The following is a 24,952-nucleotide window of genomic DNA, read 5'->3' as shown; positions in this document are numbered from 1 at the left end:
GCAGATTTAAGCCGACAACCCACGTCTTAAATACTGGTCTTTCACGCTGGCTGCATTATTGACGAAACATGTTCGGGTCAGACTGGGACTTCCGGTTAGCTACGCCAGAACGCCAAGCGGAAATGCACCGCTTAACGCTCTAGCTAGGCTAATCCTCAGTCCCAACCCGTCTGAACCTCACACTCTGCAAAACACTTGGCCTTGCCCAAAATACCTTCCAGCCGGGATGGTATTCGAAAGGCGGACATGTGTGAGCTCAACTTTTTGTTGAATTAGTCGTTGGTTCCTTGATACAGGGTCATTTTGACAATCCCTGTCAGAGTGATTCTAAAAACAGCTAAGCTTTTTACCTAATACTTTAAAGCTTCTGATAAGCAGCTTCACTAAACTTGTCAGAATTTTCTCCAATCGTATGAGATAGCAAAGTCTCAAATTATAAACGAAGATAATTGTATCGACTAAATTCAAGACTAATGTCCGTTGAATCTTGCAAATAAAATTCAACTGATTTTTTCAGTGATTGAGTGTGATAAAGCATTATTGAGACCAATTAAAAGTTTACCTGAAGGACCAGTCACTTAATATTCAGTGGTCAATTGCACCCAGATAGGTGGCTGTTCATCTGTCATTCGAGCGGGTTCCCGACTGTAGGGGCTGGCGGACAATGCTCAAGGGCGAAATTCTTCTTGTCTGGGTGGGGTTCCCGGGCTAGAAGAAGACTCGTATTTGAAATTGCGCAGTGGGTTTCTGCGTGAGTTCAAATCGATGTCCGCCCTGTTCCAGCGTTGTCAGCCGGCCCCGGAGGTCGGAATATGGCGCGCCTCGGCTGACGAACAGGAATCTAAACTGGCATGATTTAATCAGGATTTATGACCAATTAACTAGCACAATGCATATTTTCAATGTCTGCCCCGCACTAACCATAAATCGTCTTGAGTGCCGATATATCGGCATGCGATAAGGTCGTTTGGCCTTGATCAAATGGGTACATCACCGAGTCAAGTTGGCGACTATGGTCTAATCCCAGCGCATGGCCGACTTCATGAACGGCAACTGAGGTGGCGACCGCCTCCGGATAAGCCGTATTCAGTCGTGCCTGGCCATGATTGAGCGTCTTAACGACCGCATACGTGACGGTCGGACCACCCTGACCAAGTTCAATGCTGCCGTTTGCATGCGATTGTTGTTGCTGATACGTTCCCAAGGTTAATGAATTACGCGTCAAGCTCGGTTTGCCGGGTCGTAACTGGACTAATCCTGTCTGGTTATAGGTCTGAATTGCCGTATGAAAGACCCGTTTGACCGGCTTAGGCGTTGCTTGTTCAAAATGATAGACGTACTTTGATGATAATCGCTGCCGGGCAACCAACGAATTAACCGGGGTGGTTTCCCGACTAATCGTCACGTTTGAGGCCGTTTTTGGGGCCTCAACGAGTGACCGCAATGGCTGAATCATCCGCTGTAACTCATTGATGACGGTCGCTGGCAACTTCCGGACCGACTGTGGTCGCAGTAGCGCCGACTGTTGTGAGCGCACCAAATTGCCATGACTGAGACCCCAACCACCGATAACTAGCGTCCCCATGACGACTAGGACTCGCCAGTGCTTCATGAAAAACCTCCTTGTATGCTTGCCATCCGCAATATTGTCGTGACCGCGATTTCTAACTTAATCTCGTCGACGGCATTGCAGACTGTTTCCAATATTAAATGGCTTGTTTCGTTGGTCGAATGACCATTTCGTTAACAGCGACGGATTCTGGTGCATTAATAGCAAAAGCCACTGCTTGTGCGATATTGACTGGGTCAATTCCCAATTGTTTTTCTATATCGATTTCCGCTTGCTGATGTGTCTTGTCAGCGATGGACTGATACAGCTCAGTTGCCACGCTCCCTGGAGAAATCAGTGTCGTTCGAATGTTATTCTGATACTGTTCTTGTCGCAAGCCTTCCATAATGGCACGCACCGCAAATTTTGACCCACTGTAAACGACGTGGTCTGGAACAGCGACGTGCCCCGCAACGGAATCAATCGCCAAGATATGACCATGCTGCTGTTTGATCATGGTTGGGAGGACCGCCGCAATCCCATTCAGCACACCAGTAACGTTGACATCCAAGATTTGTTGCCATTCATCACGTGCACCCACACTCATTGCATTTACCGGCATAATCCCGGCGTTATTATAAAATGCGTCGACCCGCCCGAAGCGATCGAGGGCAGTTTGAACTAACGCTTGGACATCCTCATAGTTGGTCACATCCACTTGTTGTGGCACAATCGTTGCATTTGGTAACGCCTGCTTGAGTGATTCCAATCGTTCTAATCGGCGCGCACCAATGACTAATTTGGCGTGCTGTTGCGCCAAAACTTTGACAGTTGCGGCACCGATCCCACTGGAAGCACCAGTAATAATAATCACTTTCTCACTTATACTCATCACTTTTATCCTCTCTTGTCTGTGAAGCAAACATTGACTGATAAATTGTCCTAAACTTAAACGACGTCTCATGACGCCAGGTTAGTTGTCCGCTCTGATGATTGCTCATCAAAGCCCAATGTTTAACTCACCGATTGCCTATTATCATAACTGCCGGTCTTAATAATGTTAAATACTTATTGAATATGGAATTACCATACTTTTGGCTATACTTAATGCTAGTCGCTGCCACCTTTTTGCATGGTTTAGCGCCAACCGCAGACAACTAAGCGTCCTCGTATATTAAGTGTAGACAAACAATTTTAGTCCATTTTAAAGTTTGAACGTTGCGTGCTATCCTAATTACGACCAAGACTCATCCGCATTTCATGAACAACCACCTTGTGATTCATTTTTACCCGGCATCACGTCACCTAAATCCGAAGATGTCGACTATCACGTATCTTTTAATCAAATGCTCACCCAAAACTAATTTTTAATAACCATCATAACGATTGTACACAAAAATGTGAAATACCTTTTTAACATGGCCTTACATTACTTTTGGGTATGGTTAACATCGTGTCGAACACCACGGTCAGATAAGGCACAAAGTACTCGGCCATCTATCTGGCCAGACTAAAAGTCCCACGCCAAAGCTTAGCTTGACGTGAGACTTTTAGCATGAGACACAAATATGTCAATATCAATTTACTTTAATTGCATTCGGTCTACTGCAGCTGTGCTAATTGTCAGCCACTGAACCCAATCAACATATGGAAATTCACTTAGGCCGTCAACGAATCGTCCATCAACACGATCACCTTACCAAAACTCTCAGTCGCTTGTAGGTAGGCGTGCGCAGCTGGCACATCCTTGAACGCAAAGACACGGGCGGGTTGTACATCGACGTGGTAATCGCGAATAAAATCGAACAACGCCTGAAGCTTAGCCTCGGAAACGTCACCGGACGAGAAGCCGGTCAAATAGCCATTGTTTGGAATATCACTGATTGGATCAAAGTCCGGAATCGTCCAGACACCACCTAACTCACCCGTGACGTTGACGATTCCGCCATCATTCAGATGTTGCAACGAATCTTTAGCGCTAAGTGGCCCAATCAGATCGATAATCTTGTCAAAATTTCCCGTGGCAGCTGGTAGTTTAGCTGAATCTGGTGCCACGATGACAGCATCAAACCCTGCAGCTAGTAACGCCGACTCTTTGGCAGCCCGGCGCGTCGTCCCAGTCACGGTCAGCTTCGGATTGAATGCCTTGATCAACTTAAGCGCCGCAACTCCGACTCCGCTGGTTGCCGCCCGAATCAAGACGGAATCAGTTGCTTGTAAGCGTAAACTATTGAAAATACCAAAGGCCGTGTAATACGTTTCCGGCGTCGCCACTAATGATGCTAACGGCAAGTCCGTTTGAATCGGATAAACCTGACTGTTGGGGAGTAAGACGTATTCGGCGTAACTGCCATCGTACGCACGCCCCATCTCACCCATAATAGAGACGACGCGCTGCCCTGGCGTCAACTGGTCGGGCGCACTGGTCTCATCCACGACACCCACGACTTCGATACCTAAAATCCGCGGCAACTGCACACTGGGTGACTTGCCCTCGCGCGTAAAAATTTCAGAATGATTAATACCAAAACCTAATACTTTGACCCGGGTCCACCCTGGTTTAACAACTGGCTTCGAAACGATCGTCAGTTCAAGTGCTTCGGGACCACCGAGATGATTAACAACGTATGCTTGCATGATAAGATTGCTCCTTTTCATTATTCTACTCATTACTATTTTAATAAATGGTGCGCTTTAAGATAGTGCTTGGCAACTGTTGCTGCTTTCTGATGTTGGACCGTTACTTGATAATTCATCGTTTGCATATCAGTTGTCGATATCCTGCCCGCTAATTTTTTCAATGATCGAACGATTTGCGGGTGCTGGGTCATAAAGCGCTTGGTCATCAATGGTGCACCTTGATATGGTGGGAAGAAATGCTTGTTATCCGTCAATAATACCAGGTGATACTTCTTAATTTGAGGATCAGTCGTATAGGCATCCGTCACGTCAACTTTACCCTTGGCAAGTGCTTCGTAGCGCAAGGCTGGCTCCATTGTTCGAACCGATTTAAAGTTAAGACCGTATGTCTTTTGTAGTCCCGGATACCCATCAGATTGTTGATAGAAATCGGGGTCAAACGCGGCCCTCAATTGTGGGTAGCGCTTTAAGTCCGCATAAGTCCGCAAATGATATTTTCTAGCAGTGGCCTGCGTCACGGTAATCCCGTAGCCATTTTGATAACGCATCGGCTTTAAATAAGCCATCTGATACTGTTTTAATAACGCCTGCTTAGCGGTCTGATAAGTCACATTTGGATCAGCATTCAACTTGGTGTGTCCTTGGACCAAGGACTGGAGCACCGTACCGGTGAATTCTGGATAAATATCGATTTTATGGCTCTGCAATGCCTTAAACAAAAAGCTGGTCCCACCGAAATTTGGTTTGAGCGTCACCTTGACGTTCGGATTATCTTGCTCGATTAAATCCTTGTACATATTGATTAGAATCTCAGGCTCACCACCCATTTTACCAGCAATCACCACATTTTCTACTTTTGGCGTCATCAGCTTTTTAACACCGACACCACCAGCGATGATCATGGCCAACACCATAATACCAATAATCATATGTTTCACTGGAACTCGGACCAAAATCCGAATCAACGCACTCGCAACTAACGCCAGTACCGCAGATAGGACGGCACCCACAATTAACGCATTATTATTGTTAGTCTGAATACCTAAGATAATGTATGTTCCCAGTCCACCACCACCAATTAAAGCAGCCAAAGTCGCGGTCCCAATGACCATCACAACTGCAATCCGGATGTCCGAAATAATCATCGGCATGGCCAAGGGAAATTGAACTTTAAATAATTTAAATCGTTTTGAAACCCCAAAAGCATCCGCCGCTTCGATCAATAACGGATCGATATTGGTCAGTCCGGCATAAGTATTCTGGAACACCGGCATAATGGCGTATAACACTAGGGCAATAATCGCTGGTACGGTTCCAATCCCAACAAACGGAATTAGAATACCTAAAATCGCCAGACTGGGAATTGTTTGAATGACACCAGTCACTTGTAACATCAATTCTCCCAGCTTACAATGATTTAGCGAGACTGCAGCCAGCGGAATCGCAATAACAACGGTGATTAATATTGCAATCACTGACAATTCGATATGTTGGCCTAGCGCACTCACAATTGCAGATTGATTTTTGGTCAAATAGCTCATTAAAGCACTCATTTCCTTTGGCCTCCCAACTGGATCTTGGCCATGTATTGCATCAAATCTTGTGGCGCCAAAACTTTGCCGTCAACGCGAATCAAGGCGCGTGGCTTTTTCGCTAAAATTGCCGCCCACGTTGAAAGCGTGTCTGTCCGTTTCAATTCAATCGCCTCATTTGACGTTTCGCTTGAGGAGACTGTCCCAAGGTGGGCAGTTAAAACGGCCTGCAGATAAAGCTTGGTATTCACCTCACCGGCAAAAAAATTAGTCACAAATTTATTTTTCGGCATCGTTAAAATCTCAGCGGGCGTGCCCACTTGCTGTAACTCACCATTATGAATCACGGCCATTCGGTCAGCTAGCTTAATGGCTTCCTGCATATCATGGGTCACAAATACAAACGTCGTTTCAAGCCGTTGATGGAGCGTCAATACCAATTCCTGTAACTGACGCTTAGAAATCGGGTCAAGCGCACTAAACGGTTCATCCATTAATACGATCAATGGGTCAGCTGCCAAGGCCCGAACAATTCCAACCCGCTGTGCTTCACCACCTGATAGCTCACTAGGATGGCGTTCTGCAAACTTTTGTGGGGCCAGTCCAACCAATTGTAATAATGCGTTCACCCGCTCACGTTGTTTTTTGATTGGCCAGCCGAGAACGGCCAACGAGATGGCCGCATTCTCAAAGACCGTCATATTTGGAAAGAGTGCTCCAGATTGTAAAACATAACCAATCGTCCGTCTCAGTGTCTTAACCTCAACATCATTGACTTTTTGATCATCAATACGTACCTCTCCACTTGTTGGCTCGTTTAATCGATTGATCATCTTTAATAAGGTCGTCTTCCCTGATCCTGAAGGGCCGACTAACACAAATAGCTCCCGACTATTAATGGTCAAATTAACCCGCTGCAGTGCAACGGATTGTGCATAGGTCTTAGTGACTTGCTTAAACGTAATCATGAATTCTCCCTACCTTCTGTCTTTGCCGACAAGTGCCCTCGCATTCGAGCTCAATGCCAGTTTTCGTGCGTGGTATCTGTTGTCTTTTTGAACAATAATCACTATAATAGCAATACGCACAAAAAGTAAGTAGGCACTTTTAAGTTCGACACATACTTTTAGTAAGAATTAATCAATGAAAGGGATCACGACCAATGTCTTCAAGAAAATTATTAGAACAAAATGGAATCTGTCCGGTTGCCACGACGATTGATTTACTCAGTAGCAAGTGGAAAGTGCTCATCATGCGAGATTTACTGAAGGGAACTCGGCGCTATTCCGAATTACGGACAAGCGTTGCTGGAATCAGTCAAAAAATGCTCACGCAAAGTTTACGGGAGATGACCGATGACGGCTTGGTCATTCGAAAAGCGTTCCCCGTCATCCCTCCCAAAGTCGAGTATCACCTCTCCGAATTAGGTGAAAGCATGCGCCCAATCATTAATTCAATGGCCGATTGGGGCAGCGACTATTTGGACCACCATCCCGAGAAACGACGAGTCACCATGCAACCTACTCCGGCGCAATAAAAATCCGTTGGACGCAAAAAGACGAACGGTGCTAGTTCTAAGCTAGCTGCGTTCGTCTTTTTAAGGGCTCTAGAATAGCTGTTACTTGGCGTGACTTCTGATTTTCGCAATTGTGTCGCAGTCAGTCCGTAGCAATTGAATGACTGCCAAATAACTGGCTGACTCAGTGATTCAGCCTCTAATCACACAGCGCAGGAACCAACTAATTTTGAGCCGTCGGGTGCTGCCGGGCCTTCATCGCTCTGGCAATCACCACTAATTCAATCAGCACGAGTACAAACAAGATGCCCAAAGCCATCGTTGACCCGAGTGCCGTCCGGTGGGCAGTCGTTCCAGTTGCCTGTGCTTGAACTAAGGTAATCACCGCTGAAACTACGGAAGTCCCAATGGCCCCAGCAAACTGTTGCATCGTATTGAACACGGCATTACCATCCGCCTGCTGTGATAGATTCAACTGCTGAAGACCACTAGTCATCGTGTTACCCATCGTTAAGCCGATACCGACCATCAGGAGGATATAAATACCCAAGATCAACCCACCACTGAGTCGCATGCCTAAGATCGTAAATAGTGCCATCGCAATTACGAGAATGGTCGACCCCGTCAACACTGGTTTAGCCGCACCAAAATGGTCCAGTATTTGACCACCTAAGGGCGCAAAAACTGCCCCAATGGCGGCACCTGGTAAGACAAATAACCCCGCCAACAGTGCACTCTGACCATTCACCAATTGGATGTAGTTCGGTAAAATAAAGGCTAAGCCCAACGCACAAATTTGAACTAAGAAATAGGCCAGTAAATGCCCGTCATAAGATGATGACTGAAAAATTTTAAGGCTAATTAATGGTTGGTTAGTGTGCTGGGTGCGCATGATGAAGCCCACTAACCCGACCAGTCCAACGATGAGCCAGGCCACAAACGACCACGGTTGCGTTGTCACCGTTGAAAGTTTGCTAAATCCAATCGTAAACCCGACGAACAGTAGCACGATCATCAACCACCCGAGGACATCAAACCGGGCCTTAGTGGTTGGCTCTGCCTGGCGAATCGCGTAGATTCCTAGGATTAAAGACAGAATGAGGACTGGAATCAAGAAAATAAAAATCCAGTGCCAGTCCATACTGTTGACAATGATGCCACCAAAGGTCGGTCCTAACGCCGGTGCAATCGCCGTAATCAGCGTCCCAATCCCCATCAACGTGCCCTTCTGATTGGCAGGTGCCCAATCGATGATAATATTGAACATCAATGGTAACGCAATCCCTGTGCCACAACCTTGAATGATGCGGCCAATCACTAATAGTGGAAAATTAGTCGCAACGGCATCCACGACCAGACCGGCAATAAACAATAGATTGGCCGTTACGAACAGCGTTTTTGTCTTGAACCGCCGTTTCAAAAACGCCGAAATCGGCACAATCGTCGCCACAATCAGCAGATACGCCGTCGTCATCCATTGGACGGTGGCAGTATTAATGGCAAACGTCCGCATTAATTTGGGAAACGTGATATTCATCGCCGTTTCGACAATCACCCCGCAAAAGGACAAGAGTCCCGCAGCAATGATTGCCAAAATCAGCTTCAAATCAACTCGCTTTGACATGCATAATTCAACTCCTTAGTTTATAGTTCGGTTTCGAACTATTCACCATTCTAACACACTGAATTGAAGTGTCTAGCGATAAATCAATTGACATCACAACTGATAGTCCATATAATGCAAATTAGTTCTAATACGAACGATACACACAATAAGGAGCAATCTCGTATGGAAGATTCTTTAGGTGTCATGATCAAAAAAGCCCATAACGCCCTCTCACGCGACTCAGACCACTACGCCAAAACACTCGGGCTGACTGGCATGCAAATCAGCGTCATTAATTTCATCGCCAACAATGAACAACATCACGATCTTTTCCAACGTGATCTGGAATTGGAATTCAACATCCGTAAAGCAACTTGTTCCAGTCTCGTCAGTAAAATGGTCGTGGACGATCTACTCGTCCGCGCGCCCGTGAAAGACGACGGCCGTTACAAGCGACTACTATTAACGCCCAAAGCACGCCAACTTGCGACTCAAATTGAAGCCTTTTTTGAAGCTAGTGAGCAACGGATGGCCACCATTTTAGGCGCAGAGACCCACCTGACTTATGAAGGTTTGCGCCAAATCGCCGTAGCGTTCACAACGCCGACACGGGCACCGGAAAGTTGGTAGTATCTTTTCTGGAATCTGTGCGATATTGTTCGGTGGCTCGATTGAACCGTGAAGCCGGCTCAGCAAAAGCTAAGCTATATACCCGCCAGATCCGTGTGCACAACTAGTCAATTTTAAAAGCGTGGCCAACCGGAAAATGAATCCGATTGGCCACGCTTTTTTAGCACCCCGAATCTTAAAGTTCGAGCGCAATTTGATTGTACTTACTTCAAACTCTTATTGACCCACTTAATGAAGTTCGTTTCATAATTACCAGTCCGCTCAGCTTCAGTGTGTCCCTGTCCCCAAACGGTAGCAAAATTAACATTTTTCACTTGCGGATTTTGTTTCAATGTCAGGGCCAGATTAGTTTCAACCGTCAAAGCAGTATCCGTCTGGTCAATTCCAGTCCGAATCCGCCAATACTTGGCAACTTTACTGGTATTATAGCCATCATAATAACTTGTCAGATAATACAGTGGATTATACAGATTCATCCGTGATTGAATTGACTTGCCCTGAGCATTGGTCTTCTTCAAATCTGACTGGTAGGCTTTCGCATAACTAGCCTTATAATTCTTTAGCTTGGCATACTTGGCGTGATTGGCCGTTAATAACTTACTGATCGTCGAGTCAAAGTGGTTAGCACTGCTGCCACTCGTCGCAAATAGCTTGTTCTCAGTCTGTTGCCGGGTCAGTCCATCAAAAGCACCCACATCTTTGGAAGCCGTCTTACAGTGCTTAACAAAGGCTTTCATACTGGTAATCGTGGCCGTGTTCTTTTTGGCATTATAAGTAATCCATTTGCCATTCTTATTGAGCGCCTTGATATAGGCCGTGGCGGTCTTGTAAGTCTTGCCACTCGTCGATGAAGCACTGGTGGTTCCACCTGAAGGCGCACCACCAGAAGGTTGACTTCCTGACTTGGCTGTCCCTGATGGCTTGCTGCCGCTTGGCATTTTTCCAGTTGTCGTGCCGGTTTGGGCTGCGGCACCACTCGGACCTTCATTACTAGTTGCCTTGTATGGGAACGTCGTGTCTTTCAAGAAGTTATTCAGTGACTGTTCGACCTCTTTTTTCAAATAAGTGGCGTAACTACCAGACGTATAAATACCGTTAGTCGATTTTTTAAGCGTTAAGGTCTTGCCATCAGCATCTTTTAACCCCAACTTATTGATATATTGCGCGTAACTGGTAGCCATGTCATTAGATAGCGCCTTGGTCCAAGTGCCTTGCTTACGCGTGCCAGAATTTGAGTATTGTCCCATATTCCACTCATACGCTTCATTAGCTGTATCCAGGCTGGTGATTGGACACCAGGCCATTGCACCAGCAACCGCGTCACTCGTCGACTTACCACTCGTTGTCGCCATTGGTGCGCCAATGGTTTTCAGGTAAGTGGTGTATTTCTTGCTGTCACCAGTCGCACCCATCAAGGCACTCTGAGCACCACCACCACTGTGACCAAAGGTGAAGACCCGATTGGTATCGCCTGCAATCCGTTTGCTGTTCAAACGCAGAGTCCGGACCGCTGCTTTCAAGTCGGTCACACCCCAAGGCGACGACCCATTCGACTTATCCGTTTGATTCAGACCCCGACACCCAGCAGCAACGTAAATAAAGCCCGCCTTGGTATATTTGTTTGCATTACTATCATAGCTGGTCGGTGCCGTTTGTGCCGCGTACCCAGGTGTATTAACCGGCATCACGATTGGCGCCGTCTTGGCGGTATACCCTTTAACCTTGGCCTTATTATTAAAAGTGATGGTATACGTCTTCTGACCACTAGCCTTTGCCGTGACATACTTGGCCGGAATAAAGATCCCCATCGATTCATAAGTGCTACTACTTGTTTTGGTGCCATACTTGACGCCAACTTGATAATAGACTTTATTTTTGGCGTTGTAGCGCCACTTCTTTTGATTAATCAATAATTTCTTGGCATTCTTGACATCTGCGGTCGTCACCGTCTGCTTGGTGGCTTTTGCAACCTTAGTGGCCGTGCTGGTCGTCTGCTTAGTCTTGGTCTTCGTTTGACCACAAGCAGCTAAACCAACGCTCATAACGAGCAATCCGCCCATCAAAGGCGCTAATTTTTTGAATTGCATGGTACTATCTCCTCTACAGGTTCTGACTTTATTAGTGGGTGGACCTATTTTCCTCCCTTTCAGCGCTAAAAAATCAGTGCAAAAGAACGACTTTGATTCAGCAATCATGACTGACAATCACCGTGCCAGTGCGAATCTTGCTGGTAAACTCATTTTACCATCAGGCGAATTGCAGCCACAACGGATCACACCTTTAACCTTCAACCGGGCAAACCTCTTGCCATAGCAACCCGAAGCCATTTCAAAATGCTCCTGTACCAGCTCAATTTGCCAATCTATCCGATCAGTATTAATTCTAATCGAGACACTGGATGACATTAGTTTTTCGGTATTGAATATTTTTTTTGTTGATTACTCTGCACCCCAAAAACGGCCTCGTCGCAAAAGCGAGAGGCCGGGCTGATCTTTTGTTCGCGATTGATTGGTCTTAGATGCACGCAAAACTGCCGTCTGCAATCGCTGTATGTGGGTCTCAGATTGACGCTTTCGGACGGGCGGAAATCATCAGCTCACGTTGTGGATAATCTTGGTTGTGAAGCACCATATCAGCAATCAGTGTTGCCAGTGAGAAGATGCTTAACGGGCCGCCACTAACCGCATTTTCAGCGGATTCCACAATCAACTTATCAGCTTCATCCGTATATTTGAAGAAGTGGCATTCTAAGAGCGTGTATGCCAAATCACTGGCTTTAATCACCGCCGCACCCGCTTTTTGTCCGGCCACATAATTGGTTTCCACTTCCCGACTAAAGCCAAATTCACGGTTAGCCAAGTCGTACATTGCTTCCGAGATCTGATCCGCATTGATTTGGAACTGTGTCGTCCATAACAGCCGCTTGACGCCCACTTCATCCATCGCCTGCACTAGTGCCGTTGCGAACGTTTCCGCTTGCGTAATCCCAACCGTCGAAAAGACGACGTCAATACCGACCAGCGCCCGTTTTAAATCTTCAACACTGGTCGCATCACCAATCAATTGTGTCGCCAGCGAAACATCATGGTCATGCCGATGATGGTCCAACAAAGTCACGTGACACTCAGGCATCACCGCCACGCGTCGATAGACTTCATACCCCAACTTACCCGTACCAATAATTAACACATTCATCATTAACCACATCCCCATCCAATTTAGGCGGCCAACGCTGTTATGAAAGCTAATCATGACACACAATCGTGTTCGGTTACCTTGCGCCTTGATTCCGACCGCCTTTATGCTCCCATTATACGCATTTTCCAGCCTCATATGCTGGAATTTACGCGGATAATCAGCGATCATTGTCCGTAGTCATTGATACCGGTCGGACTTTTTCATATCAGTGGTAATAACGACCACTATTATGAGTCGTGAGTTGAAAATAATAATGGCGTCCCATCACGACCATTGAACCATCATGAAAGAACGCCATTTATACTTTTTTCTTCTTTTCTAACGACCGACTTACAAATTTTGATTGAAGAAGTCGGCAAATTTATCAAACGGGATCACATTAACATTGTCGTAGAAATCCACATGTTGCCCATGCGGTTCGACAACCAGTTGCTTGGGTTCGTTCAGACGCGCATACGTTTCTTCCGAGAATGCCTTTGAATGCGCTTTATCACTGGTCACTAGCATTACTGGACGTGGTGCGATCTCATTGATACGACGCGTCGCTTCAAAGTTCATGAAGCTTAAATTTGAGACTCCTGTAATGTTATGCGTTGCATTTGGGTGCCAGCCCCGTTTGAAGCCGTAAAAGCTGAAGAACTCTTGACTAACAGGATCTAGCCCTTCCGGAATCGTGGTTACGGGATGATCTGGAAATGTCCTCTCAGCTGCGTCAAGCACTGACCAGCGTTGTTCACTCAATGTCGCTAGCTGCTGTTGCCGGGTCTCACCTGTGGCCAGATTAGCTAAATGTGGAATATCATACATCACACTGGTAGCAACGGCCTTGATACGGAAATCCTGAGCTGCCGCAGCTAACGAAAATCCACCAGAAGCACAAATACCCAGGGCGCCAATCCGCTGACGATCAACAAATGGTAATGTTCCTAAATAATCAACGCCCGCAGAAAAGTCTTCGACATACGTGTCAGGAGAGCCACTATAACGCGGCTGTCCACCTGAATAACCATGGTAGGCCGGGTCAAAAGCCAGTACGACAAAACCGCGTTGTGCTAATTGGTTCGCGTACACACCTGGTCCTTGTTCCTTAACGCCGCCAAATGGTGGGCCGACAACAATTGCAGGTTGTTGTCCCTGATTACCACCATCCTTGGCATAGTATAAGTCAGCGGCGATTTCCACCCCAAAACGAGTTGGGTAATAGACTTTTTCACGCGTGACATTATCGCTCAACTCAAAAATATACTGATCTTCATCTGCGGTCACCCGCGTTGCGGCCATCGTAGGTTCAATTTTCATAAAAAGCATCTCCTTATGTTGTACTGCCAATTAAGGTCTTTCATTAACTTAATCAATGTCGTCAAATCATCCTGTCAGTGGCTATTTTGTGTTAATGAACTTATCCAGTAACTTTAAAGCTTGACGTTGATTGTGGCCTTCAAAACCGTGCCCCGCGCCAGACAAAACATGCAGTTGTCCATGCTGATAGTTGGCTGCGGCTTGGCGCACATACTTGATTGGGACGATGTCATCCGCATCGCCGTGGACGATCAACACTGGGCCCCGATAAGTCGTCGCCGTTTTGGTGACATCTTGGTGTAGCAGCGCTCGATAATACGCCCGACCGACTGTAAACCCGAAAACGTCCGTCGTCCGTGGTACTGCGCCGATGGTCTGATACTGACTCCGCGCATCGTGCGTCATCGAAAATGCGGGATACATTAAGGCCAACCGGTCAACCAACTTAGGATGACGACTGGCAACTAGTCCGGCAACCACGCCGCCCTGACTACCACCGACGAGCAATGTGCGCCCGGAAGCTGCAGCTGAACGTGCTGTGATGGCTTTAATGACCGCCGTCAAGTCATGGGCCTCGGTCTCAATCGACATCTGTGTCTGCCGAACACCAGTACTTTGACCACCAGAACTGCCGCCTGGAAAATCGAACGCATAGGTCATGTAACCACGGCTGGCTAAATGGCGCGCCGTCCCGCCCAGTTCCTGGTAAGTACCACCTAATCCGTGCGCAACGATGGCAACGGGCATCTGCTTGCCATGTTTTTTAGGCGTATACAGATGCCCATAGATGTCCTCACCGCTGAACTTAACGTGTACCACTTGGTCATTGATTGCTAATCGACGATCGCCGGTCGTCACTTTTCCAGCAGACGGCCCCTTTGTCTCAGTACTCGTGTGGCGCTGACAACCAGCCACCATCAGTAATACAGAACTGATACCGATAATCAAGCTAATCAACAAATGACGTTTCATGATTGACTCCTCGCAATTCTAACCCGAACATGATTGCCCATGTTTTTAATAACTTGGCGATAATTTTGACTATCAAAGTGACCAATGATATGAATGCCTTCATAATACGACTCAGTTCCCCAATAGAAGACAATGCGTTGGTCCGGAGACCAGTAGCCGATTGCCCCTTGATTACCAGCATGACCACTCGGCATTCCAGTCGTCGGTAACGCATGATGCAAATCCGCAATCTTTTCAGGAAAGTCAGCATAGTCGCGAAAACTGAGTGTCGTTGGGAGCTCCCGTGCAAAGGCCTTCGCCGCACTGGAACGGTTCAGATGGGCGGCCAGTTGGTGGCCGTTGATCGTAACCGTGATCCGTTGACCAACCTGTTGATCGTCTGTACTCGACTTCGTTTTATTTGACTCGATTTTTTTGACTTGGTTTTCGTCGATTGTGATTGCGACGAGTGGCGATTGGTTGACGTTGTTTGCTGTGTTTGTTGCTGGCATGCAGACAGTCCAATCATTCCAATCAATAAACTTAAAATAACTAATAACCGTTTCATTCGAATCCTCCTTGTCTCGTCTAGCTTGGTTATTAGTATACTGGCCCAGCATTGCTATGTTAAATATCTATTTAGTATGATGTACTATAGCATAAAAGCATTGATTATCAAGTACGCCACGCCGCGCCGTAGCAAACCATTGATAATTCCAGCTTCAACGTCATATGATAGACTTCATCAAGTCCATTGCTAAAAACTGGTCCGACTTCGAAATTTCGAAGCCGGACCAGTTGCCGCTTTTTGATTCTCTGTTAATCACGATTCACTAGTTAACTGCATGAACAATTATCTCAGCCAATGCTGTCACCACCACTGACCTATCGCGCAATCCGTACCTGCAAATAAGCCGCCAACTGATCGACAGACCGAAACACGAGCTGATCCGCCTTTGCATCAGTCTGCTGGTCGGGGTCCCAAGCTGCAGTCAAGCATTGAATCCCTGCTTGGGCCGCAGCCTCAAAATCTGAACGCATATCACCCACGTAGCAGACCGCTGCCGGACTTAAATCCTGCGAACTTAATAATTGTCGCAAGTTGGCCGCTTTATTTGGCGCAAATTCCGACCCATACAACTTAATGGGAAAAAAAGTTGTCAAACCAGTCATTGTCAGTGAAATTCGACAACTCTTAGCTGCCTTGCCCGTCACTAACGCTAATACAATCCCTTGCTCACGAAGTCGTGTTAATAGTTCTACCATCCCCGGATACGGCGCAGTCACTTCTCGATGCGCCTGGGTATACGCTTCATAAAATGCGGCTAACGCTTCTCGCCAGCGCGGCCCAGCAACTGATTTGACCATCCCAATTTCGTTTAAGCCAAAGGTGTGCACGATTGCTTGAGTCGTCAATTCATGCTCGACGTAAGGTGTGACGCTACTGCGAAAGGCTTTGATCACCATCGAAATCGTCGGCGCTAAGGTGCCATCAAAATCAAATACCACCATTTTAAGCATGCCGCTCCTCCTGATTGATCTGCCGAATCACTCGACACGGGTTACCGACCGCCACTGTGTTCGCAGGAATATCCTTGACCACAACGCTGCCGGCACCAATCACTGAACCTGCACCAATCGTGACGCCGGGAATAATAATGACGCCACCGCCAATCCAGCAACCATCCCCAATCGTCACTGGTTTCGCATATGTCTGACAGAAGTACTGCCCACTATCCGGCTGCCAATCAGCCCGTAACCGATCTCGCAATTCGACCGGATGCGTCGCCGTGTAGATCTGAACGTTCGAGGCAATCAGCACGTTGTTGCCAATCACGATTCGATTACAATCCACAAACGTACAATTCATATTGATTGAAACATTATTGCCAATTGAAATATTGCGGCCATAATCGCAAATAAACGGGCTACCAACCGACACATTCTGGCCGACTGCCGCAAACATCGCCCGTAACAATGTCTTTTTCTCATCCTTTTGATCATAAGCAAGTTGATTGTACTGGCTCAAAAGTTCCCGTGTATGCCGTTTCATCTCCAAAAAAACCGGTGCATGTGCATCATAGTTCTGACCACTCAAACTCTTTTCAAGTTCATCCATTCCTAAGCGCTCCTTTCACTATCCAGCTTAAAAAACGAACCGTTACGCTTCAAGTCACGGATCGTTTCTTTTCGTTATAACCGTTTGGACAAGGTCTCAATAACATAGACGACTGGCACCTGTGTTGTCAGATTATAGTTTCCATTAATCCGCTGATGCGTCAACTGGTAGGCAAAGTTCCAATCGGAGAGCTTGGCAATCGTGGACTGGGACTGATTGGTGATGCTTAAAATTGGGCACTGTTGCTGCTGAAAGTGTTGAATCAGGGTCACGAGTTCGGGGGTCTCACCACTCTCTGATAGCGCGAAAATCACTGGGTGCTGCTGCTCAAACGCACTGACGGGATACTTACTATCCTCGAGGCCAAACGCCATCTTACCGGCATTGGTAAAACACCGTGCAGCATAGCGGGCCAAGCTACCTGATGAGCCGATACCGACAAAAATAATCAGCGACGCTTGCCGTAAAGCGACAATCGCTGGCAAGAGTTTTTGTTCATAAGCGGCTGAATTGGTTTTGGCAAAGAAGTTAGCCAGCTCGCTGATGTCACTTTGTGGTTCATAGGTCGTCAATTGTTGCTGCTCATTTTTCAATGCCTGCTTAAAATCCCGATAACCGGCAAACCCATTCTTGACACAGAATCGCAAAATCGTGGAAGTCGATACATGCAATTCGTGCGCTAATTCACGGATACTCATGTACGCCACTTTATCCATATTCTTGACGATATACCGATAAATCGCCACATCCGTTTCATTATACTTTTCAAGCTGTTCGTAACTAAACATGACTTGCCCCATTTCCCATTCATTTTGGCCGCTTCGATGACTTACGATGTGACTGCCGCCGACTTATCACGCCTTGATTGCGGCTTAAGGCGCGGTCTTGGTCACATTGCCTCTTCAGCCAAAATCAAGCATCTTCATCTATTTAAGCGCTTTCGTAATGTAAATACAAGCCGTTAATGTGGAACTACCCGATTGCTAGACTAGTCGTGGACTGGTCGGTTATCGTCATGATGCACAGCTCCTGCTAATTGATGCCGTAACGATATGGACTCACTCGGTACAAAACATCATGGCTACATTTTTTGCGTAAAAAACCGCTTAACCATGAGAATACGGTCAAGCGGTCGATCAATTTTTATTAAGTCGATTGCTAGCCTTCACACAACAATAGCCATTTTAGCCTAATTCGACTAGTCCTACTTCGTAAGTGTTGAAGACAGCTACAATGTTAATATTACCGAACATAGTAATTACCAATTTCACAATACCAGGGTAAAATCAACCCCCTCAGGACGGTTCCCCCAACCCTGCTAATGTCCGTTGAAAACTCATCCGCCGAATGTGGCGCGGAATAAATTGGCGAATGTCATCATCATTAAAGCCTACTTGGAGTTTGTTCGGACCGACGATTAGCGGCCGCCGCAATAACTGAGGCTGATTGCACAGCAAGTGTAGTGTTTCATTAAATGACATATCCGGTAACTTATCCGCAATTGATGGATAGGCCTGAGCCCGGGTCGAGATAATATCATCCAAACCATTCTCAGTTAAACTCAGAATTTGTTTGAGCTCATTAACCGTCGGAGCCGACGTTGTAAAGTTCTTTTCTTCAAACGCAATTTCGTGGTCTCGGAACCACTGACGGGCCTTTCGTGATGAGTTACAACCTGCTTGAGTAAACAATTTAATCATAATTCTTTTCGCCTCCTCGGTTAGTGTTTTTATTATGATAATTATAACTTGATTATTATTGTAGCAGGTAAATTAATATTTTGTAAAGTCCTGAACGAAGTAATCTTAAAAAATTCACGATTTTTTCATAATTAATTATGGTACGGATAATAGTTATATTATAGTAGAAAGTGACATTTTCGCTTACTTCGCGATTTAAAATTAATTTTGCATTGCTTGCATTAATCGGGATGCTAACAAGTACTTCACCTGATATTTGACCGCTAACTGTTTTAAATATGGCCCCAATTGGTCAGAATTGGGTGTCAGTGTCGCCAGCAAATCCAGATAGTGCTGCTTTTCTGCCTCGGTACTTTCACGTTTGAAATAACCCCACACGTGTTGATAGGCGTTCGTGAGCGTGGCCGTGGTTGGTGGGATCTTTTCGACTTCCAGCAACAATTGCTCAAAGCGCGCCGCTTTTTGTGCTGACCATTGATTGCCACGCGCTAACGTACGCAAAGCGTTATAATGCTGCTGAGAACGCGCCATGACCCAATACTTTTGCCACGCCCAGACTCGTTGCCATTCCGACATATCCGCTCACCTCCAATCCATGTTTTAACAGGATTATAGCGGATTGTCCGGCCAAAATGAATCAATTTACACTAGCCACGCATTGTGCTAGTTAATTTGTCATGAATCATGATTAAATCATGACAATTTCTAAGTTCAAGTGCTGCCAGCTGAGACCCGCTGGAAAAAGTGCGACTTAGCGTAAACTTGCTGTTGTGGAGTCGTCCTAGGCCGGCTTCCAGGCATTCTGGTCAATGGCCGTAACGTGGTGGACACAGATTTAAGCCGACAACCCACGTCTTAAATACTGGTCTTTCACTAACCAAGCCAAAAACGCTTGCTAAGTGAAATTTCACCACTTGGCCTTGCCCAGAATACCTTCCAGCCGGGATGGTATTCGAAAGGCAGACGTGTGCGAACTCAACTTTTTCTGAGATTAGTCGTTGATTCATAGTCCAAGGCCATTTTGACATTCAACTGTCAGACGAGTTTCTAATGCTAGCTAAGCTTCCTAACCCATGTTTTAACTTTTCGAATCAGCAGTTTTACTGAATTTGTCAGAACTTTCTTAAGTCGTTTGAGATAGTAAAGTCTCAAATTATAAACGTAGGTAATTTTATTTGCAAAATTCAACTGATTTTTCAGTGATTAAGTCTGATAAAGCATTATTGAGGCCAATTAAAAGTTTGCTTGAAGGACCAGTCACTTAATATTCATTGGTCAATTGCACCAAGATAGGTGGCCGTTCATCCGCCATTCGAGCGGGTTCCCGACTGGAGGGGCTGGCTGACAATGCTCAAGGGCGAAATTCTTCTTGTCCGGGTGGGGTTCCCGGGCTAGAAGAAGACTCGTATTTGAAATTGCGCAGTGGTTCTCTTCGTAAGTTCAAATCGATGTCCGCCCTGTTCCAGCGTTGTCAGCCAGCCCCGGAGGTCGGACTAAGGCGCGCCTCGGCTGACGAACAGGAATCTAAACTGGCATGATTTAATCAGCTTTAATACTAAAGAATAACTAGCACAACGCGTACTAGCCATTTTTAGACAAAAAAAGCTTCACTAACTTTTGAGCATGGTCAAAAATTAGTGAAGCGACTACTGATTGTTTGTTCTGTTTATTGACAAATCCAATACCTATTCGACGTTTATTTAAGTCAGCCAATCATGGACTAAGCATTCGGCCACAGGAAATCGATTAATAATCGGTCAACTTGCCGATTCTCATGCAACTTGCTATGTTGGGCCTGTTTTCCAGTAATCTTGACTTCACGATAGGACTTTGCCCGACTTGCGACTAGGTAGCGCAATGATTGTGAAGACGCGTTGCTAACAGAGCCATCCGAATGCGTGCCATCACCCTTATCGCCATAAATGTTCAAAACTCGCACTTGATTGCGTGGGTACACTTGCCGTAATCCCATTAACTGGCGATAAGCCGGTTGTAATTTATTAGGCCGTCCCGCAGCATTCAATTTCATGCGGTTCGGTTCGTCATCCATGCCTAAAATGCCGTTAAAATGGCCTGCAATATCGACTTGGCGTTTGAGCTGTGGCAACCGTTTATTCTGGGCGTTGGCGAGTAAGTAGTAGGTAATGGCCATGTTACCCATCGAGTGTCCAACCATATTAAACGCTTTGATACCGTAGACCTGCTGCAACGCCACGACGACATTTTTGGCCCAGCGTCCAACCGTTGGATAGTCTGACGACCGATTTGCCGCAAAATTGACCTCAACGATTGGCCGGTAGTCACCCGCTTTAAAATGGCCCTGCAAAGTCACCGCACCATTTCTAGCGACCATCGCACGGATAATGGTGTGCGTTCCGCCGGCTTTGACGACCGCATTGGCCATCTGGGTCTCCGCATGATAACTACTGCCCCAACCATGGAAAAAGAGGGTTGGCACGTAACGCTGACCGTTGCTGTGGCGTTGCTGATGGTTCGTTGACGCACTGCGTTGCCCACAGCCGCTTAGCAACAACATTAATCCCAATAATAATCCCCATAATCGCATTCTTTTCACTGATATTCCCCCATATTCATCTGAATTAACTTAGTTTAGCACTTGCCTCGCCTGGACGCTATCGTTGGTCATCATGATTAATCACTAGTCATCGCATCCATGTCCGAGTATTGACTTTCGCGAGTACCTGCTAATGATCAACACCCTTATAACCAGCTGGGACGATCACCATCCGTGTTGGGCTTATTGATGCCGACACTGGCGCGTTGATACTTTTCCGGATGGGCGATTACCGTCATCGCAAAATCCGCGACACTCGCACGTGAGACTTCGGTACCCTTGAACGGTTCATCCGCAGTCGTCAATTCGTAATCGACCTCACTAGCATCCGTTAACCAGGCCGGTCGAATTTCCGTATAGTTGACAGTTGATTCACTGAGTAACGTCGCGGAGGCCCGAAACCCAGGTAAAAAGTCAGCGATTGCTTGTTCGTTCCAAGCACCAAACTTTCCGGACACTTCATGATGGGCGCCAAGCGCGCTAATAAATAGCAGGCGTTGTTGCTTAGTCTGTGCCATTGCAGCCAAAATGCTGCGCGTCTGAGCGGCCAGGTCGACCCCACCAACGTTGGAATAGACTAAATCCACCGGTGCCATCGCTGCGGCTAACCGGGCGGTATCTAACACATCACCATCCAACACCGTTACGCGCGCTTGCGATTGATACTGCGCTAGTCGTTCTGCATGGCGTAAGAACAAGACCAATTCGTGATCCGTTTCAGCGAGCAAGCGGTCAATTAAAATTCTAGCGGTTCCACCGTTTGCGCCAATAATCATGATTTTTGTCATTTAGCTGACTTCCTCTCTGTTGCGACCCGTGGTGTCACTTGCATCGTTGCCTGCCGTGGCCCACTTGCAACCATCGGCATCAAGTACGGACTGCCGGCATACTTCTTACGGTAAGCTTGGTCGATTTGATCATTCAACGCTTCGTCCGTCACTGGTTTAAAATAAACCAGGTGATTGGCTTCTGCCAGATGAATCCGCCCCGCTTTTTGAGTCAGTGCGGAGTGATACCACCGTGATCGTGGTCCATTCCACGCTCGGATATACAAGTGTTGATTCACGACGACCGACCAAATCCAAGTTGGCGTGCCATATGTCCGACCATCGCTATAAAATGGTGAAACTTGAAAGTCATCGGCTTGGCTAAAAGCCGTTAACTGCGACGCGGACCACTGTTCGGTCGTGGGCGTCACATCCGTTTGATTATATCGAGCTGTCATTTTAACGCTCCTCCGTTCTTAATCGCTAATCAAGCTGGCTTAAGGGTGAAGACGCTGCCTAGAACTCGTAAACCTAGTCTTGTTCCGCATTTTTCATCCCGTCACCGCGATTAGCTGTTCTTAACTTCAAGTCCCATCTTAAAGCTTGACAAGCACCATGTCGAATGCTTATATTGAATTTGAAATTATGCAGAATTGTAATAGTAAGGAGTGGTTTAAATGGAATTACGTGTTTTGCGGTATTTTCAAGCGGTCGTCGCCGAGCTCAACATTAGCCGAGCAGCCGCGCGCTTACATGTCTCTCAGCCAACGATTTCACGCCAACTTAAGGATTTAGAAGATGAACTTGGCGTCACCCTATTTGAACGGAATGGCCGCCATATCCAGCTCACAAGCAGCGGTGAATACTTCGCGACGCAGGCCAATCAAATTATTGCGTTAGCCGATAAGACCCTCGCTAACATTAATACTGCCAAGCAAATTAGCGGGACTGTCGAACTTGGCAGTGCCGAAGCCCGGAGTTTTCTAACGATTGCGCAATCAATCAAAAAATTACAACGCCATTATCCAAAAATCAAAACGAACGTGATTAGTAGTAACGCCAATCAGATCCGTACCAATCTTAAATCTGGCAACTTCGATTTTGGTGTCGTGATGGAACCGACCGATAAACATGACCTGAATTTTATCCAACTGCCTGGCGAAAGTCGTTGGGGCTTACTGGTCCCGCGCAATTCACCACTCGCTGACCATGACCATATCACGCTGGCAGACCTGGAAGGCCAGAACATCATTACTTCGGCGCAGCATGGCACCATCAATCAGCTGCAGGAATGGTACGGCGAAAGCACCCCGAAGTTTAAAATCGTTGCCACCTACAACTTGCTCTACAACGCCTCGCTGCTAGTCTCTGCCGGTGTCGGTTACGCGCTAGGCGTCGACGGGATCATCAACACCAATCAAACGGACTTGACTTTTATCCCACTGGCCCCCCGTCTAACCGCCAGCACCAGCCTCGTTTGGCTCAAAGGACAGCGCTTATCGGAAGCAGCCCATGCGTTTTTGACCCAGCTAGCGGATGATCTGCAACAGCCGTTACCGGCGATGCACCAGTAAACATCATTTGACGCTTTGCCGGTAACTTATTCATCGGTTGACTTTGCCCGCTCTGTTGACCTTCAGACTCGTTTTATCGTCCCAGCGAACCAAATAATTGAATTGACCACAACCAAAATGCTAAGCTAGGTTATCAGTTTAGGGAGGAATCAATTCAAATGAAAGCAGTTATTATCAATCAATATGGTGGTCCCGAAGAATTACAAATGACCACTATCGACCGGCCACAGATTGCCGATGATGAGGTGCTAGTCGCAGTGAAAGCCACCAGTATCAACCCAATCGACTGGAAAGCACGCCAAGGCCTACTTAAAGGTATGTTTGATTGGCAGATGCCCGTCGTACTGGGCTGGGATGTAGCCGGCACGATCGTCGCAGTCGGTGCGGCCGTCACCCAGTTCAAAGTTGGTGATGACGTCTTTGCTCGCCCCGATATTTACGAAGATGGCCTGCGCGGCACTTACGCCGAATATGCAGCCGTCAAAGAAGACAAGTTGGCCTTGAAGCCTGCTGAGCTGACTTTCCAACAAGCGGCTGCACTGCCATTAGCTGGACTGACGGCCTATCAAGTCGTTCACGACCAGTTGAAGTTGCAAGCTGGTGAAAAGATTTTGATTCAAGCCGGTGCGGGTGGTGTTGGTCTGAATGCGATTCAAATCGCTAAATATCTCGGCGCCGAGGTTGCGACGACTGCCAGTGCTAACCATCATGACCTGTTGAAGCGCATCGGTGCCGATCATATCATCGATTACCACACCACTGCCATACAAGACGTGCTCAAGGATTACGATGCCGTCTTTGATACGATTGACGCCATTGATGATGGTCTAGCCATTCTCAAACCTAATGGCCGGCTCGTGACGATTGACGGTCAACCGACCGAAGCACAAAAATCAGTCGGTCCAGCAGTTTCCAGTTGGTGGTTACAGCCAAACGGCCGTGAACTCGCCATTCTAGGCCAGCTCGCCGTTGAAGGCCACCTACAAGTGATCATTGACTAGGTCTTCCCATTCAGTACGGAAGGGTTGCAGGCCGCACACCGTTATAGCGAAAACAGTCATAGTGCCGGCAAACTCGTGATTGATGTTGGCACTGAGGCTTAATCTGGCAATAACTGGCAGGGCTGATAAAATCGGTCATTCTGCACTGCAGTATAACCAGTCATCGATATTTAGTATCAAATTTAACAAGCTGATTCAAGACTAAAAAGATGCATTCAGAATTCGACGTTGAATTCTGAATGCATCTTTTTATAACAATTGATTAGCTGCAACCACGTTCTTGCGACAACTGCGC

General features: G+C 46.8%; 22 protein-coding genes and 1 pseudogene. 4 read left to right on the top strand and 19 right to left on the bottom strand.

From position 1 onward, the window contains the following. Positions 1–916 precede the first annotated feature (916 nt). The 5 genes from KGF70_RS05950 to KGF70_RS05930 all read right to left on the bottom strand — a co-directional run bounded on the left by KGF70_RS05950 (position 917) and on the right by KGF70_RS05930 (position 6,689). Entirely contained in the window at positions 917–1,612 is a 696-nt protein-coding gene (locus tag KGF70_RS05950) for a matrixin family metalloprotease (RefSeq protein ID WP_216767779.1), read from the bottom strand. A gap of 94 nt (positions 1,613–1,706) precedes the next feature. Beyond that, positions 1,707–2,444 (bottom strand): SDR family oxidoreductase, encoded by a 738-nt coding sequence (locus tag KGF70_RS05945; RefSeq protein ID WP_216767778.1) that lies wholly within the window; start codon positions 2,442–2,444, stop codon positions 1,707–1,709. A 764-nt stretch (positions 2,445–3,208) separates the two neighbouring features. Continuing rightward, on the bottom strand, positions 3,209–4,186 hold the full coding sequence (locus KGF70_RS05940) for a zinc-binding alcohol dehydrogenase family protein (RefSeq protein ID WP_216767777.1): 978 nt from the start codon (positions 4,184–4,186) through the stop codon (positions 3,209–3,211). A 35-nt stretch (positions 4,187–4,221) separates the two neighbouring features. Continuing rightward, entirely contained in the window at positions 4,222–5,742 is a 1,521-nt protein-coding gene (locus KGF70_RS05935; protein WP_216767776.1) for an ABC transporter permease/substrate-binding protein, read from the bottom strand. Continuing rightward, a complete protein-coding gene (locus KGF70_RS05930; RefSeq protein WP_216767775.1) occupies positions 5,739–6,689 on the bottom strand; it encodes an ABC transporter ATP-binding protein in 951 nt (316 codons plus the stop codon). Before KGF70_RS05930 ends, KGF70_RS05935 begins: the two co-directional genes overlap by 4 nt. 194 nt (positions 6,690–6,883) lie before the next feature. Between KGF70_RS05930 and KGF70_RS05925 the strand changes: the two genes are divergently transcribed. Continuing rightward, positions 6,884–7,258 carry a helix-turn-helix domain-containing protein gene (locus KGF70_RS05925; RefSeq protein ID WP_050338554.1) on the top strand — a complete coding sequence of 125 codons (375 nt, stop codon included), beginning with the start codon at positions 6,884–6,886 and terminating at the stop codon, positions 7,256–7,258. 202 nt (positions 7,259–7,460) lie between these two features. Here KGF70_RS05925 and KGF70_RS05920 read toward each other — a convergent pair whose 3' ends face one another. Next, a complete protein-coding gene (locus KGF70_RS05920) occupies positions 7,461–8,861 on the bottom strand; it encodes a DHA2 family efflux MFS transporter permease subunit (protein WP_216767774.1) in 1,401 nt (466 codons plus the stop codon). 165 nt (positions 8,862–9,026) lie between these two features. Here KGF70_RS05920 and KGF70_RS05915 point away from each other — a divergent pair, with 165 nt between their 5' ends. After that, the gene (locus tag KGF70_RS05915) at positions 9,027–9,473 is read left to right on the top strand and encodes a MarR family winged helix-turn-helix transcriptional regulator (RefSeq protein WP_216767773.1); all 447 of its coding nucleotides are present in this window, start codon (positions 9,027–9,029) and stop codon (positions 9,471–9,473) included. 203 nt (positions 9,474–9,676) lie between these two features. Here the strand turns inward: KGF70_RS05915 and KGF70_RS05910 are convergent, their stop codons facing one another. The 13 genes from KGF70_RS05910 to KGF70_RS05850 form a co-directional block, all read right to left on the bottom strand. Beyond that, positions 9,677–11,560, bottom strand: coding sequence for a subtype A tannase (locus tag KGF70_RS05910; protein WP_213472253.1), 1,884 nt, complete (start codon positions 11,558–11,560; stop codon positions 9,677–9,679). A gap of 472 nt (positions 11,561–12,032) precedes the next feature. Further along, the gene (locus KGF70_RS05905) at positions 12,033–12,671 is read right to left on the bottom strand and encodes an NAD(P)H-binding protein (RefSeq protein WP_225422319.1); all 639 of its coding nucleotides are present in this window, start codon (positions 12,669–12,671) and stop codon (positions 12,033–12,035) included. A 330-nt stretch (positions 12,672–13,001) separates the two neighbouring features. Further along, a complete protein-coding gene (locus tag KGF70_RS05900) occupies positions 13,002–13,970 on the bottom strand; it encodes an alpha/beta hydrolase (protein ID WP_253954701.1) in 969 nt (322 codons plus the stop codon). Positions 13,971–14,051: 81 nt separating this feature from the next. After that, positions 14,052–14,942, bottom strand: coding sequence for a S9 family peptidase (locus tag KGF70_RS05895; protein ID WP_216767772.1), 891 nt, complete (start codon positions 14,940–14,942; stop codon positions 14,052–14,054). Then, positions 14,939–15,433, bottom strand: a complete 495-nt coding sequence (locus KGF70_RS05890) for a cyclophilin-like fold protein (RefSeq protein ID WP_216767771.1) — start codon at positions 15,431–15,433, stop codon at positions 14,939–14,941. Before KGF70_RS05890 ends, KGF70_RS05895 begins: the two co-directional genes overlap by 4 nt. A 373-nt stretch (positions 15,434–15,806) precedes the next feature. Then, positions 15,807–16,442, bottom strand: a complete 636-nt coding sequence (locus tag KGF70_RS05885; protein WP_216767770.1) for an HAD family hydrolase — start codon at positions 16,440–16,442, stop codon at positions 15,807–15,809. Further along, complete coding sequence (locus KGF70_RS05880; RefSeq protein ID WP_050338547.1) at positions 16,435–17,040, bottom strand: sugar O-acetyltransferase; 606 nt, start codon at positions 17,038–17,040, stop codon at positions 16,435–16,437. The genes KGF70_RS05885 and KGF70_RS05880 overlap by 8 nt, the downstream gene beginning before the upstream one ends. 74 nt (positions 17,041–17,114) lie before the next feature. Further along, positions 17,115–17,828 (bottom strand): MurR/RpiR family transcriptional regulator, encoded by a 714-nt coding sequence (locus KGF70_RS05875; RefSeq protein WP_056952287.1) that lies wholly within the window; start codon positions 17,826–17,828, stop codon positions 17,115–17,117. A 507-nt stretch (positions 17,829–18,335) separates the two neighbouring features. After that, positions 18,336–18,740, bottom strand: a complete 405-nt coding sequence (locus tag KGF70_RS05870; RefSeq protein WP_088771201.1) for a Spx/MgsR family RNA polymerase-binding regulatory protein — start codon at positions 18,738–18,740, stop codon at positions 18,336–18,338. A 201-nt stretch (positions 18,741–18,941) separates the two neighbouring features. Further along, on the bottom strand, positions 18,942–19,316 hold the full coding sequence (locus KGF70_RS05865) for a YbgA family protein (RefSeq protein ID WP_216767769.1): 375 nt from the start codon (positions 19,314–19,316) through the stop codon (positions 18,942–18,944). A gap of 1,144 nt (positions 19,317–20,460) precedes the next feature. Further along, positions 20,461–21,315: an alpha/beta hydrolase gene (locus KGF70_RS05860; RefSeq protein ID WP_216767768.1), complete on the bottom strand. Its 855-nt coding sequence runs from the start codon at positions 21,313–21,315 to the stop codon at positions 20,461–20,463. A gap of 146 nt (positions 21,316–21,461) precedes the next feature. Continuing rightward, positions 21,462–22,103, bottom strand: coding sequence for an NAD(P)H-binding protein (locus KGF70_RS05855; protein WP_088771198.1), 642 nt, complete (start codon positions 22,101–22,103; stop codon positions 21,462–21,464). Then, a complete protein-coding gene (locus tag KGF70_RS05850; RefSeq protein WP_216767767.1) occupies positions 22,100–22,540 on the bottom strand; it encodes a DUF2255 family protein in 441 nt (146 codons plus the stop codon). The genes KGF70_RS05855 and KGF70_RS05850 overlap by 4 nt, the downstream gene beginning before the upstream one ends. 219 nt (positions 22,541–22,759) lie before the next feature. Here KGF70_RS05850 and KGF70_RS05845 point away from each other — a divergent pair, with 219 nt between their 5' ends. Continuing rightward, positions 22,760–23,656, top strand: coding sequence for a LysR family transcriptional regulator (locus KGF70_RS05845; RefSeq protein ID WP_050338540.1), 897 nt, complete (start codon positions 22,760–22,762; stop codon positions 23,654–23,656). A gap of 158 nt (positions 23,657–23,814) precedes the next feature. After that, a pseudogene (locus KGF70_RS05840) lies at positions 23,815–24,759 on the top strand (NADP-dependent oxidoreductase). The last annotated feature ends 193 nt before the right edge of the window (positions 24,760–24,952 follow it).

The organism is Lactiplantibacillus sp. 7.2.4 (assembly GCF_018991185.1).
Classification (GTDB): Bacteria; Bacillota; Bacilli; order Lactobacillales; family Lactobacillaceae; genus Lactiplantibacillus; species Lactiplantibacillus pentosus.
The sequence above is the reverse complement of the archived record's forward strand: the minus strand, read 5'-3'. Positions and strand labels throughout refer to the sequence as shown.

Coding starts and splice junctions, on each gene's coding strand:
- KGF70_RS05950 (WP_216767779.1), bottom strand. CDS start 1,612: ATGAAGCACTGGCGAGTCCTAGTCGTCATGGGGACGCTAGTTATCGGT.
- KGF70_RS05940 (WP_216767777.1), bottom strand. CDS start 4,186: ATGCAAGCATACGTTGTTAATCATCTCGGTGGTCCCGAAGCACTTGAA.
- KGF70_RS05935 (WP_216767776.1), bottom strand. CDS start 5,742: ATGAGTGCTTTAATGAGCTATTTGACCAAAAATCAATCTGCAATTGTG.
- KGF70_RS05930 (WP_216767775.1), bottom strand. CDS start 6,689: ATGATTACGTTTAAGCAAGTCACTAAGACCTATGCACAATCCGTTGCA.
- KGF70_RS05925 (WP_050338554.1), top strand. CDS start 6,884: ATGTCTTCAAGAAAATTATTAGAACAAAATGGAATCTGTCCGGTTGCC.
- KGF70_RS05920 (WP_216767774.1), bottom strand. CDS start 8,861: ATGTCAAAGCGAGTTGATTTGAAGCTGATTTTGGCAATCATTGCTGCG.
- KGF70_RS05915 (WP_216767773.1), top strand. CDS start 9,027: ATGGAAGATTCTTTAGGTGTCATGATCAAAAAAGCCCATAACGCCCTC.
- KGF70_RS05910 (WP_213472253.1), bottom strand. CDS start 11,560: ATGCAATTCAAAAAATTAGCGCCTTTGATGGGCGGATTGCTCGTTATG.
- KGF70_RS05905 (WP_225422319.1), bottom strand. CDS start 12,671: ATGATGAATGTGTTAATTATTGGTACGGGTAAGTTGGGGTATGAAGTC.
- KGF70_RS05900 (WP_253954701.1), bottom strand. CDS start 13,970: ATGAAAATTGAACCTACGATGGCCGCAACGCGGGTGACCGCAGATGAA.
- KGF70_RS05895 (WP_216767772.1), bottom strand. CDS start 14,942: ATGAAACGTCATTTGTTGATTAGCTTGATTATCGGTATCAGTTCTGTA.
- KGF70_RS05890 (WP_216767771.1), bottom strand. CDS start 15,433: ATGCCAGCAACAAACACAGCAAACAACGTCAACCAATCGCCACTCGTC.
- KGF70_RS05885 (WP_216767770.1), bottom strand. CDS start 16,442: ATGCTTAAAATGGTGGTATTTGATTTTGATGGCACCTTAGCGCCGACG.
- KGF70_RS05880 (WP_050338547.1), bottom strand. CDS start 17,040: ATGGATGAACTTGAAAAGAGTTTGAGTGGTCAGAACTATGATGCACAT.
- KGF70_RS05875 (WP_056952287.1), bottom strand. CDS start 17,828: ATGTTTAGTTACGAACAGCTTGAAAAGTATAATGAAACGGATGTGGCG.
- KGF70_RS05870 (WP_088771201.1), bottom strand. CDS start 18,740: ATGATTAAATTGTTTACTCAAGCAGGTTGTAACTCATCACGAAAGGCC.
- KGF70_RS05865 (WP_216767769.1), bottom strand. CDS start 19,316: ATGTCGGAATGGCAACGAGTCTGGGCGTGGCAAAAGTATTGGGTCATG.
- KGF70_RS05855 (WP_088771198.1), bottom strand. CDS start 22,103: ATGACAAAAATCATGATTATTGGCGCAAACGGTGGAACCGCTAGAATT.
- KGF70_RS05850 (WP_216767767.1), bottom strand. CDS start 22,540: ATGACAGCTCGATATAATCAAACGGATGTGACGCCCACGACCGAACAG.
- KGF70_RS05845 (WP_050338540.1), top strand. CDS start 22,760: ATGGAATTACGTGTTTTGCGGTATTTTCAAGCGGTCGTCGCCGAGCTC.